The organism is Bacteriovorax sp. BAL6_X (assembly GCF_000443995.1).
In the GTDB taxonomy this organism is placed as follows: domain Bacteria; phylum Bdellovibrionota; class Bacteriovoracia; order Bacteriovoracales; family Bacteriovoracaceae; genus Halobacteriovorax_A.
The window spans coordinates 59,153-76,631 of sequence record NZ_AUMC01000006.1; the positions used below are offsets into that span (position 1 = coordinate 59,153).

A 17,479-nucleotide genomic window follows, 5' to 3' on the forward strand; every position below is an offset into this window, starting at 1 on the left:
GTTCTTCAACTTGCTTCTTTTTCTTATCTAGCTCACCAACTTTAGTATATAAGATATTATTCTTATCCTGCGCCTTTGCAAGCATTGAATCACGTTCTTTAATCTGTTCTTCGAGATCCACTAGAGACTTCTCTTTGAATTCAAGAACAGTTTTAATTCTCTTTTGTTCTTTTTCTTGCTCTTTAATTTTTTCTTTGGTTTGCTCAAGATTTTTTGAAAGTTTTTCATTCTCTTGAGATTTTTGCTTCATCTCTTTTACGATTTGCTGGATTTTCTTTTGAAGTTCTTGTTCTTCTTTCTTTTGTCTCTCCATCATACGTGATAGTTTATCAAGCTGGGCCTCTTTAGAACGAAGGTCATCCTGATTCTTACGAATCTCCTCAAGACGCTTCTTCATTTCTTTTGCTTTTTCGTTAATTTCTTTCTTTAATTCTGTGTTTTCACGTGTGATCTTTTTAGACTTATATTTTTCTTTATCAAGCTGCTTTCCAACTTTTTCAACAATTGATTCTTTCTTTGTTTGATTTTCAACCATCTCTTCCATGATCTTCTTATTCTTTTCAAGTTTCTCAACAAACTTAGAAAGCTCGACCATTTTCTGATTAATCACGTTCTTATAATCAGTAACCTCAGTGATGGATTGCTCAATTTCATTCTTGGCCTTAATTTCTTTGATTTTTTGTTCTTTGGATACCATTCCTTCAAGTTGTTGTTCGTGCTTCTTCTTTTCTTGCGCTTGCTGAAGAGACTTAACACCAACCTTAATCATGGCAAAAACGAACATTACTAGGAATACAACTGCAACGGTTGTAAACATATCTGAATATGAACTCCAGATTGATCCGTCGTCTTTTCTTTCTTCTCTTTTCATAATCCTACCCTCGAACAGATCATAGGATAGCGATTTCTATAGTTTGTTAAAGACAATGGCCTGTGGCCATAAGAATTATCTGACTAACTTAAATATTTACACGAACTTAACTAGGTAAAAGAACATTTTTGTTGCCAAAAACTAACTTGCAAGTTGAACACCAAAAGTGACAAATATTGTGGCCAACGTAAATTATAGAGGCCGCTGCCCAATATCTGAGTCATGCGATCAATTTATTTCTTATCGATTTATCACCTAACCACCTAATAACTCATTTTATTTCATTATTACTGCGGCATATTTTAACCTTACTTTATATTAATCTTAAGTAGTTACGTGATTGAGACGATAACTATTTGGGATAGTAAATGAAGAAATACATGGAACAGTTTAAATTCATTCTGATGTTGACGCTATTGCTTATGATGGCAAGCTCATGCGTACCTCAGGCAGCTAATAATCGCTCTACATCTAGCAGTGACAGCGATGGTGTAGAAGTAGAGATCAACGACCCGAGCTTTGAAGACTCAAGGGCCTATATTCAATATGCAGGAAATGCTTATGATTCTGTATTTGAAATGGATAATTACTTTGATGACAAGCTCACACTCAGAGGTCGTGGGATTCACAATTATGTGAAAGAGAATCTCAATAAAACATACTGTGCTATCGTTAACTTCACTAGTATAGAAAGTGGTACCCCTCTTGTTGCAGTAGGATTTCCGCAGTACACAATCAATGTCTCTGAAAACTCTAAAGAATATTTCTTAAGATTTACATATCGTACAATTGATAAGTCAATCACTCAAAGTTATTGTGACAATCTTGATGTTCAATCATTTATTGTTTCAAAGGCCCTAAATTCAACAAAAGTAAAATACGATATCGATGATATTTGTCCAACATGTTCAAATATCACTACTACATCGGCCCCAATTCTTCTAACAACAAACGCAGGTGAGGATCTCACAACAGCACTTGGAAACAGTATTTCGTTTAAATTGTTCTTCACGTATATCGGAACACCTGATAATGGAAACCTTTGCTCGCAAGACTCTCAATGTACAAGTAATGGAAGTGACTACTGCTGTCTAAACGGACAATGTGTTCAAGATTTATCAGCAAAAACAGAGAGTATTCCAAGTACAGTATTAAATGAGATTGACCTGAATCCATCAGCAATCTACAACTACCCTAATTACTATAATATTTGTACAACAGGTACAGTTCCTGGAAATGATCCTGATGATGAATATACTCCAGATGAAGAAGCTGCGATTCGCTTTAATCGTTTAAAACAACTTTATCAGTGTACAACTCCATTTGATGGTGAGCGTGGTATTTGTACTACAATCTATGAGGGTGCTCGCACAGACCTAGAAGAAAATTACGAAACGAATATTGATGACACAAACTTTGCGACTACATATAAAGGAACAAAACCTTTTGCTAACTCTGTTCACGAAGTACGTTATCAAAATGGAGTTATCTACAAAGATGGTTCTGCAATTGTTCCTGGTACAGTGAGTATTTCCGGTGAAAATGATAATTTAACAGACACGACAAAACTTAAAATCACAACTCCATATAGTGATACTAATAAGTATAAAAATCTAGAAATTGATGCCTACACGGATGTTTCATGTAAGCGTATAAACAATTTTCAGGCCCAATGCTATAAAGTCTACAATCAAGGGCAAAATGAGGGTATGGCCACAGATCATTATCCTGGAACACAACGCTTTCAAATTCCGTATTACGCAAACCTAAGTAATAAATTAGTTGTTAAAGTTGATGAAGTCACAAGAACACAGAATACTTCATGGACACTTTCTACAGGATCAATCAATGAGGTTGTCTTTGGAGAAAACTATATTGTTCAAGACTCACAAACAGTTAAGATTATCTTCTATGTTAACTTAACCACTTATCCGACTATCCTGACGTCTAAAGAAGCGGCCCAACAAGAAATCGCTACATATTGTAAATGTTCACTTACACAATGTGCACTTGAAGAAGTTAGGGATACAAATGATGTGGTAGTTAATTACCAATGTTATTTAGTTTCGAATCAACCGGAGGCCCCTCTACAACAATCTTTTTACCTTTCAGCAAAAACTGCTCCTCAAAGGTACTTTGATAGTAACGGTGTCTCGAAAAAGGACTTAACATTAACAGATGTAATCCTTGAGCCAAACTTAGCGCAAGAAGGGACAGCATTCGCTTATACAAGTGGAGATAAGTCAAAACCTAATAATTTGAATGATTACGTTGGCTTTAATGAAATCTATGGAAGCTTTGACCTGACAAGTTCTGCAGCAAAAGCAGCAAAAGAAATTTCAGTTAATGAAGGGACAACTTATGATATCTTCGTTTCAGGTGGAAATTATTCAAGTTGTTCATCTTGTGGAAATGATTACTACGCTTCAAGTTTAAAATATCTACCAAATGAGTTCACAAATGGACCAGCTGGTTATCAACCAGACCTAACCACTTCATCAAGAAAGAAGACGACAAAGTATCGTTCTGATGATTTTCTCTTTGGACGTGCCTGTTTTGTACCAGCAACAATGCTTGCTTGGACACATCAACCATACGAAGACCAACAGGATCAAAGACTTAATCGTATGAAGGCGCAACACTTCATGGTTGCTAACGGTTATGATCGCGACTGGTATGGATTCAACTACGGATCAGTAATTGGATCATTCGATGGTGTAAAATGGTTTGCAGTTGGTTCAAAAAGAAGAATAAAGGCATCAAGTAATAAACTCTTTTTAGCAATTAATGCAAAATTCTCTGATCAAACAGTTGAAAATAGTTATTCAGTTACAGTACAAGACTCTGTAATCAATGGCAGTACGAATATACCTACTACTGATTATCAAACAGATGGAGCGACTTGCCAGCAAGTTCATTCTTGTAACACTGATAATGAATGTGTTTCAGCACTAGGATGGGATTATGCTTGTGAGAATATATCAACACTATCATCACCTTTTCCAAACTTTGATGTCAATGGAAACGAGATCCCACAAGAAAGTGATATTGACCGCCTGCTTTCCCTTACAGGTACATTCTCAGGTGGAGTAAAAAGATGTGTTTACAGAGGCCGTGGAGCAGCTTGTCTTCCAGAATATAATACTGTTAACAACTCTTCTCAATCTTACACAACAGTTGGTTCTAAAAGACTACATGGTTGTTCATTTAACAATCACTGTCAGCCGCTTGAAGGTGCCAATAATGATAAATTCAATAATCGAATTTCGCGTAAAGCAACTTCACTTACTTTCCAAAATGGTCAAGTTGATACAGATGAGGACCTTGTTTCAACAGTTGGATTAGAGGCTCCTGCTATTGGCCGTCCATTTAGCTATATTGGTAATGAAGCTCCAAATTCAAATGCAAAGAAGAACTTACTACTAAATAATGTGAAAGGATTATGTCTACCAGGGCGCGATGCAAACTTAGAAGACATTGTAGTCTCTATGGATCGTGAATCAGTTCTTGTTCCAGACTTTATTGGTAATATGGGAAATACAGTTACTGATTTACAAAATAACATTAACCTTAACACATTCCTAAGTTGTCCTACATTTGATACAACTGGTGATTACGTCGCATTTGATCGAATCAATGATGTCACAACTAGAACAGCTGACTTACAACTACTCTCTCGATCACAGAACCTAAGTACGTACTTCTTAGAAATCTTTGATGGTTTAACTAATAATGAACTTCTAAAAGATCTTGAAGATGAAGATGCGCCATACGTTGATTCGCAAGCGCTTCCAGTAAATGCATGTCTTAGAGCTCCAGGATCAACGTGTTTTACAGACCTTGATTGCTCGGCATCTAAATTTGTCACTGATAATACAAAGGGTGTCTCAATTGATGATCTCATAACTGCAACAAGTCAGTACGAGCTTTCATACTGGCAAACGCAGCAAGTTTGTTCACAACCTGCACGTGTTGGCGATGATGATTATGACATCAGAAATAATCGTTGTTGTACAGAGATGGGAAATACATTTAAAGTCCCAACTCTTGATATCTTTGGCAGACCTATTTCAAATGATTCTACAATCACAAATAATGATGGTGTTGATTTAACAAGAGTACCAGGAGCAGAAATTGGCGCAAAGACTGCAACACGTTTTTCAGGTAATGTCCTGACTGAATACGAAAGACAAACAGATGGTATCAACACTATGACAATGGCAACTAAGGATGCTGGTATTCCAGAAGCAAGTGCCTACTCTCAGTTTAAGGCCCTATCAACTTATGGAAAGAAAATGTGTTGTAGTGAAAACTGGGTTCGAAGCTTTAACAAAGAAGTAAATGGTGGTGGACATGAGTGGGGCCCAAATAAAATGCAAGATCATGGACAAGACTCTCTTGAAGACTTTAAATGTTATAATTATGCTGATCAATCTAAGCAAGACTGTAGTGCTACCCAAGCGCAAAACACATCAAGTTGTTCACTAGTAGATATCCCAGATACAATTGCTCAAGATATCACGAAATGGCTTGGATATTTTGAATTAACAGGTATCCCTAATATCGTTATCAAAGATCATATCTCGGGTGTTGTCGATATGGGTGATAATAAATGTAATAAGCCAATTTATCGTGATGACACAGCAACACCAGAGTATGGTGTAGACGGTTATATGATTGCGGACACTATCGACTATGAACCATTATCAAAAGCAAACGAATTCAAGCCAGTATTTGAAAGTGATGAGTTTGCTTGTTGTATGCCAGCAGGAACTCAAATGCAGGCCGGTGATGATGCGAACCTTTGTTGTACAGGCTATATCAATCCGCAAAACAATAAGTGTCAGTTAAAGAACTATGCCAACGTATCCGCATATACGAATCGTTATGTATCAAGTGAACTTCAAAATCTTCCAGACTCAGACTTTGAACCAATGACTGGTCATATGAAAGATCGTGAAAAACTTGCAATCGTAGCATGTCAACAAAGTATGTGTGCTGATGGTTATGTAGGATTTGGTCTGGCCCATGGCCAATACGGACTTCCAGAGGAGACACTTGCTGATGCGGATGCTGCTGGTGTTGGGAATGTTAAGCGATTTATGCAGAATACTGATAAAGATAATGAATTAGGTCGCGTGGATTACTTTCTAGAAGGCCTAAAGTGGAACGCTCACGTTTACTGTCTTCCGGCCAATGTTGCAAGTGAACTTCAAGGTTCAACACCGGCCGTTCAAGTTCTTAACTGTAATTAATTTTAATATCATCAATAATTTTAGCGAGGAGTGCTTTGGCCACTCCTCTATTATCCTTTGCGATAGAAGGATGAATCTTCATACAAAGACTTAGTCTACCATTAAATTCCATCGCTACAACTCCTATAGGAAAGTTCTTAGATCCAGGAGTCGTGGCAAACCAAACTTCGTCTTTTCCAAGTGACTTATAACTTTCATCTTCAACATTCCAAGCACCGATATTTGAAAAGGTCCCAATCCAAAAATTCTTTGTTGCAGAATTTCTAGAAAGTTTGGCCATATAATTTCTACCAAATAAAACTCCGATGTGGTGAACCCACCAGAGGCCAATGTGATTGAGAGTCTTAACTTTTTCAGAAAAGCTATTTCTTATCTCTTTATAATTAGAATTTACATTTAGGCGTAATTGAACAAAAGAAGTATGATTCTCGTAAGGATTATATTTATTTACAATCCCTCGAATATTAATCGGTAGAAGCCACGAGTAGCGCTCATTTTGACATTCAGCTTTGATGAGTGAAAAAACATGGAGATTAATAAGTTCTAAGAGGACAACATTTTGAGAGAGTTTATTTTTCTTAAGAAAGTCGTTAAAGGCCTTTGTCACATCATGACTGAGCACCCCTACCTCAAACTCATAATTATCCTTGGGCCTAATGTCATGATGTTCTTTCCACTGCGGAGTTTTTTCAGGAGAAATATCGGTTGCTTTTAACGCTAGTTTCACGTGTTGCCAAAATGATATCTTCTTCTTGTAATTAGAATAAACCGGCCCTCTTTTGGCCCCTAACTGAGTAAGATAATATGGTATAGAAGCACTTCCATCCATCAAAGAGTGCGAGTACTCGAAATACTCAGGTGACAAGAGACTCCCCTCATGCCACTTTGCTCGGCCAATAACACATTGATCGTTTTCTCCCCTTTCTTTTAATAATTCATACCAAACACCGACCCAGTCTCGGCCAAAGTAGCGTTTTGATAAGATATTAAAGGGCCAGATCACAGAAGACTTCCTTCAAAACGAAATGACCTTTTAGGCCACAGTCCTTGATTCTCGTCGCTGTGAATTTCAAACATATGTCCAGTATTCTCAACGACTACCCCGTCAATTAATGGTGAAAACGCAATTGCATCCTGACCTGTATAGAGATTACAAATATGATATTGATTTAAAATTTTAGAATCTTTCAAGTATTTAATGATAGCTGAAATAATATCTTTTCTCGTATCATTACTCATTTGTGATTCAAAACAAAGATATTGTATTTCTAATGTTTTTAAAATTCCATTATCGACCTTAGGTCTTCCCATCATTTCAACTATATTAGTTAAAAACTTCTTAGCGATTTTTAAATTATATAATTTATAAGAGCGTCCAAGATCACGATTTGAAATCATAAAGATTGATAAAAGCTCGTTACCATCAAAAACACCATAATAAGAACTACCTTCAACATCATCTATCTCTTCCATCAAATCTAAATTATGGGCCTCTTGGCCATAGAATTTTAAAAAGTCAGAATATGAAATCTCTTTAACATTATAAAATGTTGGATTAAAAACAGCAGGGATTACAATGGAGTAAACATGATAATTATTAATATAACGATAATTATAACCACGGCCACCTTTTGTTAAAGAAGCAATGGCCTTTTCATTATCTGAGAGAATAGCTGTGTAGGCCATCTCACAACGTAGATCATCTGAGAGCTTAGGCAAAGCAGAGATAACATCGGCAAAACACTTCCTCCATTGGACTTTTGCGCGACGTCCACCTTGAGGTGAAACTCTTAGGTCACAAAAGTAGGCCACTGGACGATAAATACCATCAACATAGCGTAGGTGTCGTACAATTGTTCCGACTCCACAAATACTTAAATTTTCATTTAGAAATAAGAAAGTCCAAAAGTGATTGCCTCTTCTTTCATAAAACCTGAAAAAGTCATCGCCGCGATCAAAAGACAATGCCTCATCTCCAGTTTCCATATGAATATCTTTATAGAAATTTAAGATCCCTTCGTTATCTTCTCTAGTTGCCAGCCTTATATGTGAGTAAGGGGCAACGACCTCTTCCAAGGTCAACATACAAACGCTCCTTGCTAGCGAGACTAGCTATAAGATTTAACTTTTTTGATTGAGCGGGCCTTTAGTAGTCTCTTTAAAAGGAACATGACAATGCGTCCAAATGAAAGGTGTACATTCATCATAGTTCCATACTCAATCACTTCATCATCAGGCTCACTCATACCAGGTAGCATTTTAGTGTAACCTTTATAAAGTCTAAACGGACGTATTGTATTATAAATCTCTCCAAGCTTTGGCTTGGCACTTGAGTATGCGTAAATATAAAAATTGCGTCCCATACGAGATGCTTCAATATACATCATTAACCAGAAGTAAACTCCTAGCATACGACAACGTTGATAACGTGACATCCAAAGCGCCGTTGCTTCAAATAAATCATTTTCAAAATCCGGCACGTCTTTTTGTAATTTTGCTAAGGCCTCGTCAGGTAAGCTTTTAACAACACGAGAATCACTTCCCAGCGCGAAAGTAAAACCACCACACATTAGCCCGTGTTTATTAAACAAAGCAAATGTCTTATTTCTAGCAAGAAAATCTAAAGGAAATTTAACACCTATTCTTTGGTATGCGAGTTGCTGAAACTCTTGTAACTCATCAAGCTCATTTATGCACCTAAGCTCCGAGCGATAAACACGCTTAACACGACGCCCCGTTCCAACAATAACACCTGGCAATACAGCTAATTGTCTAATCATTACTCTCTCCTGTTAGAGTTTTTGATGGGGACATCTTAGAAATAAGCTTAAGCATCAGTAAAATCACAAAAGATTATTAAAATTTCCCCAAGTTCATCCTGCAAACTAATAATACCTATAAATTTGCACCCTTAGAAAGGGCCTGGTGAAATCTTATTCAATTTCTAACAACAGTTTTTAGAAATTCCGTCAAAAGAATAATATTTACAACAATTATTAGTGTCATTGTGCCACCTTGCGAATATGTCCACTCTTGAATAATTTCAGTATTTAACGCTATACGACATGACTTGCATCTACACCATTGTTAGATTTCCCAATTCACAAAAGGAGCAAAATGAAGACGATAATGTCCCTACTACTATTAAGTTTCATGGCCGTCTCTAGCTATGGAGCACAAATTAATAAATCAGCATTTTCTGGCAAGAATTTCTGGTATATCGATCAAATCGATCGAGTTGAGATTATTACTGACCTATATAAGCAGACAAAAGCTGAATACGCCTTATGGGAAGTAAAGAAGAAGCGCATCGGTGTAGATGGTGATAAGATATTCAATGAAGCAATTGAAGCCGAAAAGGCCATCGCTGATGTTGATGATGCTCTTTCACAGTCTAGAAGCAATATGGAATTCTATGACCGTGCAAGAAGACTAATTGCGAACTTTCAAGATACGCACTTTGGACTTAGCACTCATATTGCACCTCCTTGGATTGTATCAGGTTTTAATACAAAGCTAGTTGAAGATAGCGGAAAGGTTATCATCGCATCTAAGTATTCAAAGGTAATTGAGAAGTCAGTAATTGAAACACAAAACTACTACCTTAATAAGATTGAATTAGGTGACGAACTTATTAGTGTTGATGGTGTTAAGGTTAGTGACGCTATTGATGCTCTTATGCCATATATCGATGCTTCAAGCCCAGCGTTTGCAAAATCACGTGCAGCGGCGATGTTAATTGAGCGCTATTTCTTATACCCAACAAAACCATACTTTGACATTGAGTTTAAAAGTGCAAAAACAAAAGAAACTCATAAAGTTCGTCTACCTTTATACTACTCAGGTGACACAAGTATCGTAAGAAAGAAAGATATCTCTTTCTATCTCGATCAAAAAGGCTTCTTAAAACTTAAGGAGCTACGCTTTAAATGGGATAATCAAAGAAGAACTTTCGTAAAAGATACAAGCCTAAAAGTAGAAACTCTCCCAGAAGGTTTACCAAAAGGAGCAATTGAGCTAGAGAATTGGACATCTGCAAATGGTGGAGGAAGTCCAATAGTTCGCTCTGCTCTAATTCTGAAAGAAGCAAAAGCTTACGCTTATATGCAAGTTAACTCTTTTTCTGTATCAACAGTATACTTTAAAGGTGAGAAACTTTCTTTCATTGAGGCCCTAAGAAAAAATATCAAATTTTTTAAGGCGCAAAACCTAGATCTAATTCTAGATATTAGAAATAACGGTGGTGGAAATGGTAGTTACCCAGCTCAACTTCTGGCCATGTTAACAGAGCAAACTCAAGCATACCCTAACGCAACTTGGGCCTCAGCAGTAACTCGTTATATGAGACAACTTATTGAGTACTACGGAGTTGAAGAAATCTTTAAAGATATTGGTGGAAGCGATTGGACAATGCAATCAGATGCATTCTTTGAAGCAGCAAATGAAGGTAGAACTCTTTCACGTGCAACTCAAAACTATGACATTACAGCAGACCCACTAGTTGGTGGATTTGACGGTAAGGTTGTTGCCCTAGTTTCTCCAAATTGTATTTCAGCTTGTGATATTACAAGTATCTTATTACAAGGCTCAAAAAGAGCGAAATTAATCGGAACTCATGCAAATGGCACTGGTGCTGGATACCGATCAAATGACGTGTATAACACGCAATTTAAGGACCGCTACAACGTATTTTCGACTCAGATTCCAAATATGCTATTTGGATACGGAGTTCAGGGCCATCAATTTGGAGACCTACTAGGAATCGACTCTGCTTATGAGTTAAATTCTGAAAACGTTCCAGTTCAAGCAGACATAAAATATGTTGAGACCAAAGAGGACTTAACAAACTACATGTCAGGTTGGATTGAAAAAGCAATTGAAGTTTTAAACGCTGAATAATAAAAAACCAAGGCCACGTTACTTGCGTGGCCTTATAAACATTCCAATTTCTCTACGGTGTGAAGGAAGATGACAAACAGAAACTTCGTACTTCTTATCATCAGTAAATACCTTAATCCATTCATCAATTTTTTTAAGATCATTTATTACAGGTGTCTTAATTGTTAGGAAAGCACCTTTAATATTCTTATAAAAATCCATAATACGACGAGACTGATTTGTATTGAGGTCTCCATTGAGGTTTAAGTCAGAAATGAGCCAATCACAATGCTTTGGTAACTGGGCCCTCGTAACATCAAAGACACTCTTTTTAATATGTGAAAATTGCTCTCCAAATTTTGACTCGATAATTGGTGACATAAGAGCGGGGTCGACAGATACAAGTTTTGCACCTCTTTCAAGAACATAGTAAGAAATCCCCCCTGGAGCACTACCTATTTCAATAACTTGATCGGCAGAAGTTATTTCCACTTCAAATAGCCTAAATGCCTGACAGGCCTTATGAAAGGCCCTGGCCGGAACTTCATCACTAATTACACTCTCATCAATGGAGTACGTATCAACTGGCGTCTTAATAGTCTTAAAGTGCCAAAATTGATTTTCACCAACATTAGTATATTCACCTTCAACAGGTTCTTGATTGTATTTATTAATGAATATGGCCTGCCTACGAGCAAAAACAACAGGCCTATTTACAAGCTGTGCTTCATAATCTTTAGGGCCCTTCATACTCACAAACTCTTTATTCGAAAAGCTTAGATGAAGCTCTGGATGCTTTAGCTTTATTTCCTCTAAGAGAAGGTCCTTAAGCTTTGGATGGTAGAAGAATAGGTAAAATGCGTTCATGGAAGAAATATTAACATGAATAGCTGCTACGGGATACAACAACCAAATTCTTAATAAAATTCTAATAAATAGAGCTAATTTATACTTTGAAAATAATATCAAAATCTGCCAAAAATATAAGACGCCCTCAAAAAGGGCGTCTATAAATTTACCAAACTATAGTGATGCTGGTGATCTAAGATTTTCTTTAATTTGAAACTGTGTAAAGATATTTTCCTTATTACTCCCTTCAGAATAGAAGTTCTGATAAGGTATATCCCCATTTAAATTTGCGCTAACACTTCCCTTATTTGGATGAGATCCGAAAAGACGTGTCAGTAGGTAGTCATTTTTAACCTGATTGTTAACATTATAAGCAATATCTTTAAAACGCCATAGAGGTAGTTCATGCTTGTACTTTGCAAATAATTGTTTAGACCCAATTTCCATACAAGCAGCAATCATAGACCTTCTCTTAGATGGCCTAAAAATATACTTCCAACGATATTTCTTCTCACACTTCTTTTTAATCTCAGAAGTATAATTCCCCGTTGACCACTCTTTTAAGAAGTTAGCATATGACTTATAAAGCTTGTGACGACAACTGCTAAATAGCGATCGAAGCCTGACAAAGAAATTCTTAGACTTACCACCGCAGGCTTCTTTAAACACGCCATAGATTTCATCTGAATTTCGATTTAAGAAGTTAGCGATATTTGAATTATCCATAGTGATTGTCGAAGTAAACTCAGCTGGAGCGCGAACTTGGTAATGATCAAACATTGTTGCAAAATTCCCATAACTATTAGTACGTGCTCTTACAAGATCCTTCATCTTATCTTCGGTTTTAGATACCGCCCAACGATAGTCTCTATTAACCTTACTTTGTTGATCAAAAGTCATAGTGAAGACATTATTGCTAAAAATATCAAAATCACGTCTAGCATGAATAAGCTCTTCTTCTGATTGATAATTAATATTAACTTTCTTTGATTCAACTCGATCATTAGAAACTAATTGATTATAACCAATAAGCTTACCTAAGACGGCACCGAGAAGTTTTGAAAAAATATTTTGTGTATACGATAATCTTTCATAACGATGAGAGAAGAATTTATAAACTCGCCCGTCTTTTACAACTTCTGTTGATTCTGTTTGTGAGCTTTTTACCCCGCCTATAATGAAAGCTAAATATTTTGACTCCTTAAGCTCTTTTTTACGATTTTCATAAGAAGTAATATTATCTGCAAGTGTTGAGTAATTGAATTTACCAAAACGCACAACCCCCATAAGCTCATTTAATTTTTCATTATTTCTAAGATCATCGACATATAAAGACATATAGGCCTTGTATGATTTCTCAAAGCTATAATTAAAGTCATAACGAAATAAAGTTAACTTAATAAGGTTTAAAAAGTCTGCCATTAATGTAACATTCGCACCGGCAGAGATTAACTTTGAATCCTCCGCACTTAAACGAATAATCTCATTGGCCTTAGCATTATCAGCTGGCCCTAGTCGTTGGATTTCAACAGTCGACTTTCTTTCATACTTGGCCAATGCACCAGCGGCAACACCAACTCCACTATATGATGCAGTCGCGGCGGCCCCTGCAGCAAAAGTCAGAGCATCTTCTTTTTTGATGAAATCATAGTCTCCAAGCTTAGAAAAATTTTCTGGCCTAAGATATTTATACATGAAAAAAAGTCGATCAAATTTTGTCTGAAGTGCATCTTCCACATTATTAGCAAAGTGATTAAATCTCATTGTTCTCTTTAAAGAAAGATTACTATAGGACTTAAGCACAGATGGAGAGATATTAATAATCCCCTTCGCTTGAAGTGCTCCAAGGAAATTTCGAGCAGATATCTCAATAACCATTTCATCATTAACGAGATAGCGATCTTCATCAAATAAAGATGGTGCCGCACTACGATTAAAGAGAACTTTAAATCCATGAAAGTCACCAGCATGCTGCCAGCCAACAAGATTAACTCCACCAAAGAAGCCATTGGCATCATGACTTAGACGATCACCGATTGCCTGATAATTGGCCTGGTAATTATCATAGATTTGGCGATAGATTGGAGAAATATCAGCAAGATCAGTATCTGAAAACTCAGATTCTAACTTATGATTATCTACTGAGAAATTAGAAAATGTAACAGGTTCAACTATATCTTCTTGTGCAAAGACATTTGTTGCGCTTGCTTGAAATAAAAATGTAAAAATTAAGAGAATAAGTGTTTTCTTCACTCTTTCCTCTGTATTACTTATAAAGTTCACCACGTCCCCCTTTAGTGACCACCCAATACCCAAGGCCCACTAGCGGAAAAGAAACGGGAACGAACGTGCAATACAGATTCTTTTAGCCTAAAAGGGATTCTACGTTCATTATTCGACGCATTGCAAGATTTTCTTATTATTTATTGTCATTTATTAAGTTTTGAATAGTTACCCAAAAATATTGATAGATTTTACTTATCTCAAGTTAATATTAATTTAATAGATTTATAAGCTTTGGCCGACGATAATGAATATAAGATAAATGAGATGACTAATTAAAATGGTCAAATTAAGCTAACTAAACAAAATCAAGGAGAATAATAATGACATTTGAAAGTATTGATGGAAAGCAAGTCCCTAAGACATCGTTTAAAGTTTTTAAAAATGGTGGATTAGTAGATTTAACATATGATGAAGTATTTAAAGGTAAACGAGTTGTGGTCTTCTCACTTCCCGGTGCTTATACACCAACATGTTCCTCTACTCACCTTCCACGCTACAATGAACTCGCTGGCGCAATTAAGAAAGAAGGAGTTGATGCAATCTACGTCCTTTCCGTAAACGACGCTTTCGTTATGGATGCTTGGATCCAAGATCAACACGCTGAAGAAGTCGGTGTACTCCCAGACGGAAATGGTGACTTCTCCAAAGGGATTGGCCTACTAGTTGATAAGTCAGATATCGGATTTGGAACAAGAACATGGCGCTATTCGATGGTCGTTAATGATGGAGTTGTTGAAAAGTCATTTATCGAGCCAGATAAACCAGGTGACCCATTTGAAGTTTCAGATGCGGATACAATGCTTAATTACCTAAACCCAGAAGCAAAGAAACCAGAAGCAATTGCAATTATCACACGCCCAGGTTGTCCTCATTGTCACCGAGCAAAGGAGCTTCTAATAGAAAAAGGCCATAAGTATAATGAAATTATTCTTGGCCAACATACATCTAATCAATCTCTATTTGCCATTACAGGGCAAACAAAGGTTCCTCAAATCTTTATCAATGGTGAAAGAATTGGTGGACGAGATAAATTAGAAGAATTAAATGAGCAAGGAAAGCTTTAGATAAGAAGGCCGCCTTTTTGGCGGCCTTCTACATTATTAAATCAAAAACAACATTTCAAAATAAGTTGGTATAGGCCATAGATCATCAGGGATAATACTTTCTAAACGGCCACAGTGATCTGCAATCATTTCACTAATCGGCATAAGATCGTATGCTAATGAATGTGCAACCTTCTCCTCGTCGTGTACGTCTACAAGGCCAGCAAGAGCATTCTTTAAGTTTCTATTTTGTTCAAAAACAGCCTCTAAAGAGAATTGGAGATCTTTTAAAATTTCTGTCTCTACAGACGCTTCAATCTTAATGGCCTTTGATGCGGCTATAGATGAAGTAAGTTTGGCCTTATAATTTAGGGCCGCAGGAATAACAAGCTGATTTACCATATTTGAAAGTGTATTAAACTCAATACTACGTTTTGTTATATAGGTTTCAAGAAGAACATTGTAGCGCGTATCAAGTTCTGATTCACGGTAAATTCCATGCTTTGTTAAAAACGCTGTCTCTTTCCTATCAACAAGCACATTTAAGCTATCAGCTGTTGTCTTGAGATTTGGAAGACCTCTTTTATGCGCTTCTTCAAGCCATGCTTGAGAATAACCATCACCATTGAAAATAACATCCCAAGATTCATTTATAAAAGTATGGCAAATATCAAGGAGGGCCTGATCAATTGAGACACCATCACGTATTTTAGCTTCAAGTAAATTATTGGCCTCATCTAAAACTGCTGTAACTGCACCATTAAGAATAGTTAATGGAAATCCAATCGATTGATCTGAACCACATGCACGAAATTCAAATTTATTTCCAGTAAAGGCAAATGGCGACGTTCTGTTTCTGTCTGTATTATCTTTTGGAAGCTTAGCAAGTGCACCTGCTCCGAGGTCGAGAATTGTTTGTGACTCTGGAGAGAACTCTTCTCCTTCTTTAATGGCCTTAAAGATTCTTTCAATTGTTGAACCTGTAAACACTGAAATAATCGAAGGAGGCGCTTCATTAGCACCAAGTCGATGATCATTACTATGAGAAGCAATTGAGGCCCTTAGAAGCTTAGCATGGCGATGTACTGCTGCAATAACAATAGAAGTAAAGGCCAAGAAACGATAGTTTTGATGTGGCTCACTACCTGGGTCAAGAAGATTGATTCCAGTATCACTAGCAAGAGACCAATTAAGGTGCTTACCAGAACCATTGATGCCAGCAAATGGTTTCTCATGCAATAAAGCGACGAACCCATGACGAATGGCCACATTTTCTATCGTGGCCATAACCATATGATTATTATCTGCTGAAACGTTAGCATCTCTAAAAATTTGTGCAAGTTCAAATTGACCAGGTGCAACTTCATTGTGACGAGTCTTAGCAGGAATCCCTAGTTTATGAAGCTCGTAATCAAGCTCCTCCATAAATGCCAAAACGCGCTCATTAATAGCACCAAAGTAGTGGTCATCTAATTGTTGATTCTTAGTTGAAGGCGCACCAAAAAGTGTACGTCCAGTCATTACCAAATCTTCTCTTAAATTATAATAGCTCTTATCAACTAGAAAATACTCTTGCTCTGCTCCACACGTTACAATCACACGATCAACATTCGTCTCGCCAGATAAATGAAAGAACTTCTTTGCACTCTCACCAAGAGAAGAGACCGAGCGTAGAAGTGGAGTTTTAATATCAAGGGCCTCACCGTGGTATGAAACAAAGGCCGTTGGAATACAAAGAGTTTTTGACTCTCCTGTTCCAATTAAGAACATGGGTGAAGTTAAGTCCCATGCAGTATAGCCACGGGCCTCAAATGTCGAGCGCGATCCACCATTTGGAAAAGATGAAGCATCGGGCTCACCTTGAATTAACTGACTTGCAGATAGTTTCTCAATAGGTCTTCCTGTTGAATAATCAAAGTCTAAGAAAGCATCGTGCTTTTCAGCAGTCGATCCAGTTAGCGGTTGAAACCAGTGACAAAAGTGAGTAGCACCTTTATCGAGGGCCCACTTTGTTACGGCCTTAGCAACGATTTCCGCCTGCGCTTTAGAGATATGAGAGTTTGAGTGAATCGCCTCGTTAATTTCGTCCTTAATTGAGTCAGGGATTTCTTCGGCCGTTTGAATATCAAAGGTATTCTCACCATAGTAATCTGTTACTTTTTGATGCTTACCTGATTTATCTCTAGGACGTAGAAAATTTATACCTTCGATTAGATTATTTGGGACACTCATTTACTTCCTCTCCGTGGCAGTATTGATGGATAACTGCCTATATTATAAGGAATAAAGAGGATTTG

At 36.9% G+C, this 17,479-nt stretch carries 9 protein-coding genes; 3 read left to right on the top strand and 6 right to left on the bottom strand.

The annotated features are described in order from the left end of the window. The first annotated feature begins 1,239 nt into the window (after positions 1 to 1,239). Complete coding sequence (locus M902_RS04675) at positions 1,240 to 6,126, top strand: hypothetical protein (RefSeq protein WP_040314144.1); 4,887 nt, start codon at positions 1,240 to 1,242, stop codon at positions 6,124 to 6,126. Here the strand turns inward: M902_RS04675 and M902_RS04680 are convergent. Genes M902_RS04680 through M902_RS04690 form a run of 3 tightly spaced genes read right to left on the bottom strand, consistent with a single transcriptional unit; the run spans position 6,113 to position 8,906 of the window. Beyond that, the gene (locus M902_RS04680) at positions 6,113 to 7,129 is read right to left on the bottom strand and encodes a hypothetical protein (RefSeq protein WP_021266964.1); all 1,017 of its coding nucleotides are present in this window, start codon (positions 7,127 to 7,129) and stop codon (positions 6,113 to 6,115) included. The two genes, M902_RS04675 and M902_RS04680, sit on opposite strands and share 14 nt — an antisense overlap. Then, positions 7,126 to 8,211: a hypothetical protein gene (locus M902_RS04685; RefSeq protein ID WP_021266831.1), complete on the bottom strand. Its 1,086-nt coding sequence runs from the start codon at positions 8,209 to 8,211 to the stop codon at positions 7,126 to 7,128. The genes M902_RS04680 and M902_RS04685 overlap by 4 nt, the downstream gene beginning before the upstream one ends. A gap of 23 nt (positions 8,212 to 8,234) precedes the next feature. Beyond that, positions 8,235 to 8,906 (bottom strand): hypothetical protein, encoded by a 672-nt coding sequence (locus M902_RS04690; RefSeq protein ID WP_021266764.1) that lies wholly within the window; start codon positions 8,904 to 8,906, stop codon positions 8,235 to 8,237. Between the two features lie 337 nt (positions 8,907 to 9,243). Between M902_RS04690 and M902_RS04695 the strand changes: the two genes are divergently transcribed. After that, entirely contained in the window at positions 9,244 to 11,025 is a 1,782-nt protein-coding gene (locus M902_RS04695; protein WP_021266701.1) for a S41 family peptidase, read from the top strand. A gap of 18 nt (positions 11,026 to 11,043) precedes the next feature. Here the strand turns inward: M902_RS04695 and M902_RS04700 are convergent, their stop codons facing one another. Then, positions 11,044 to 11,871, bottom strand: a complete 828-nt coding sequence (locus M902_RS04700) for an SAM-dependent methyltransferase (protein WP_021266655.1) — start codon at positions 11,869 to 11,871, stop codon at positions 11,044 to 11,046. Positions 11,872 to 12,027: 156 nt separating this feature from the next. Beyond that, on the bottom strand, positions 12,028 to 14,136 hold the full coding sequence (locus M902_RS04705; RefSeq protein ID WP_021266690.1) for a hypothetical protein: 2,109 nt from the start codon (positions 14,134 to 14,136) through the stop codon (positions 12,028 to 12,030). A gap of 323 nt (positions 14,137 to 14,459) precedes the next feature. On the opposite strand from M902_RS04705, the gene M902_RS04710 reads away from it, so the two are divergent. Continuing rightward, positions 14,460 to 15,203 carry a glutathione peroxidase gene (locus M902_RS04710; protein WP_021266826.1) on the top strand — a complete coding sequence of 248 codons (744 nt, stop codon included), beginning with the start codon at positions 14,460 to 14,462 and terminating at the stop codon, positions 15,201 to 15,203. A 36-nt stretch (positions 15,204 to 15,239) separates the two neighbouring features. Here the strand turns inward: M902_RS04710 and M902_RS04715 are convergent, their stop codons facing one another. After that, positions 15,240 to 17,414, bottom strand: a complete 2,175-nt coding sequence (locus M902_RS04715; RefSeq protein ID WP_021266710.1) for a glutamine synthetase III — start codon at positions 17,412 to 17,414, stop codon at positions 15,240 to 15,242. Positions 17,415 to 17,479: the final 65 nt, after the last annotated feature.

What these genes read in the sequence shown, in the direction of transcription:
- M902_RS04675 (WP_040314144.1), top strand. Translation starts at nt 1,240, where the DNA reads ATGAAGAAATACATGGAACAGTTTAAATTCATTCTGATGTTGACGCTA.
- M902_RS04685 (WP_021266831.1), bottom strand. Translation starts at nt 8,211, where the DNA reads ATGTTGACCTTGGAAGAGGTCGTTGCCCCTTACTCACATATAAGGCTG.
- M902_RS04695 (WP_021266701.1), top strand. Translation starts at nt 9,244, where the DNA reads ATGAAGACGATAATGTCCCTACTACTATTAAGTTTCATGGCCGTCTCT.
- M902_RS04690 (WP_021266764.1), bottom strand. Translation starts at nt 8,906, where the DNA reads ATGATTAGACAATTAGCTGTATTGCCAGGTGTTATTGTTGGAACGGGG.
- M902_RS04700 (WP_021266655.1), bottom strand. Translation starts at nt 11,871, where the DNA reads ATGAACGCATTTTACCTATTCTTCTACCATCCAAAGCTTAAGGACCTT.
- M902_RS04715 (WP_021266710.1), bottom strand. Translation starts at nt 17,414, where the DNA reads ATGAGTGTCCCAAATAATCTAATCGAAGGTATAAATTTTCTACGTCCT.
- M902_RS04710 (WP_021266826.1), top strand. Translation starts at nt 14,460, where the DNA reads ATGACATTTGAAAGTATTGATGGAAAGCAAGTCCCTAAGACATCGTTT.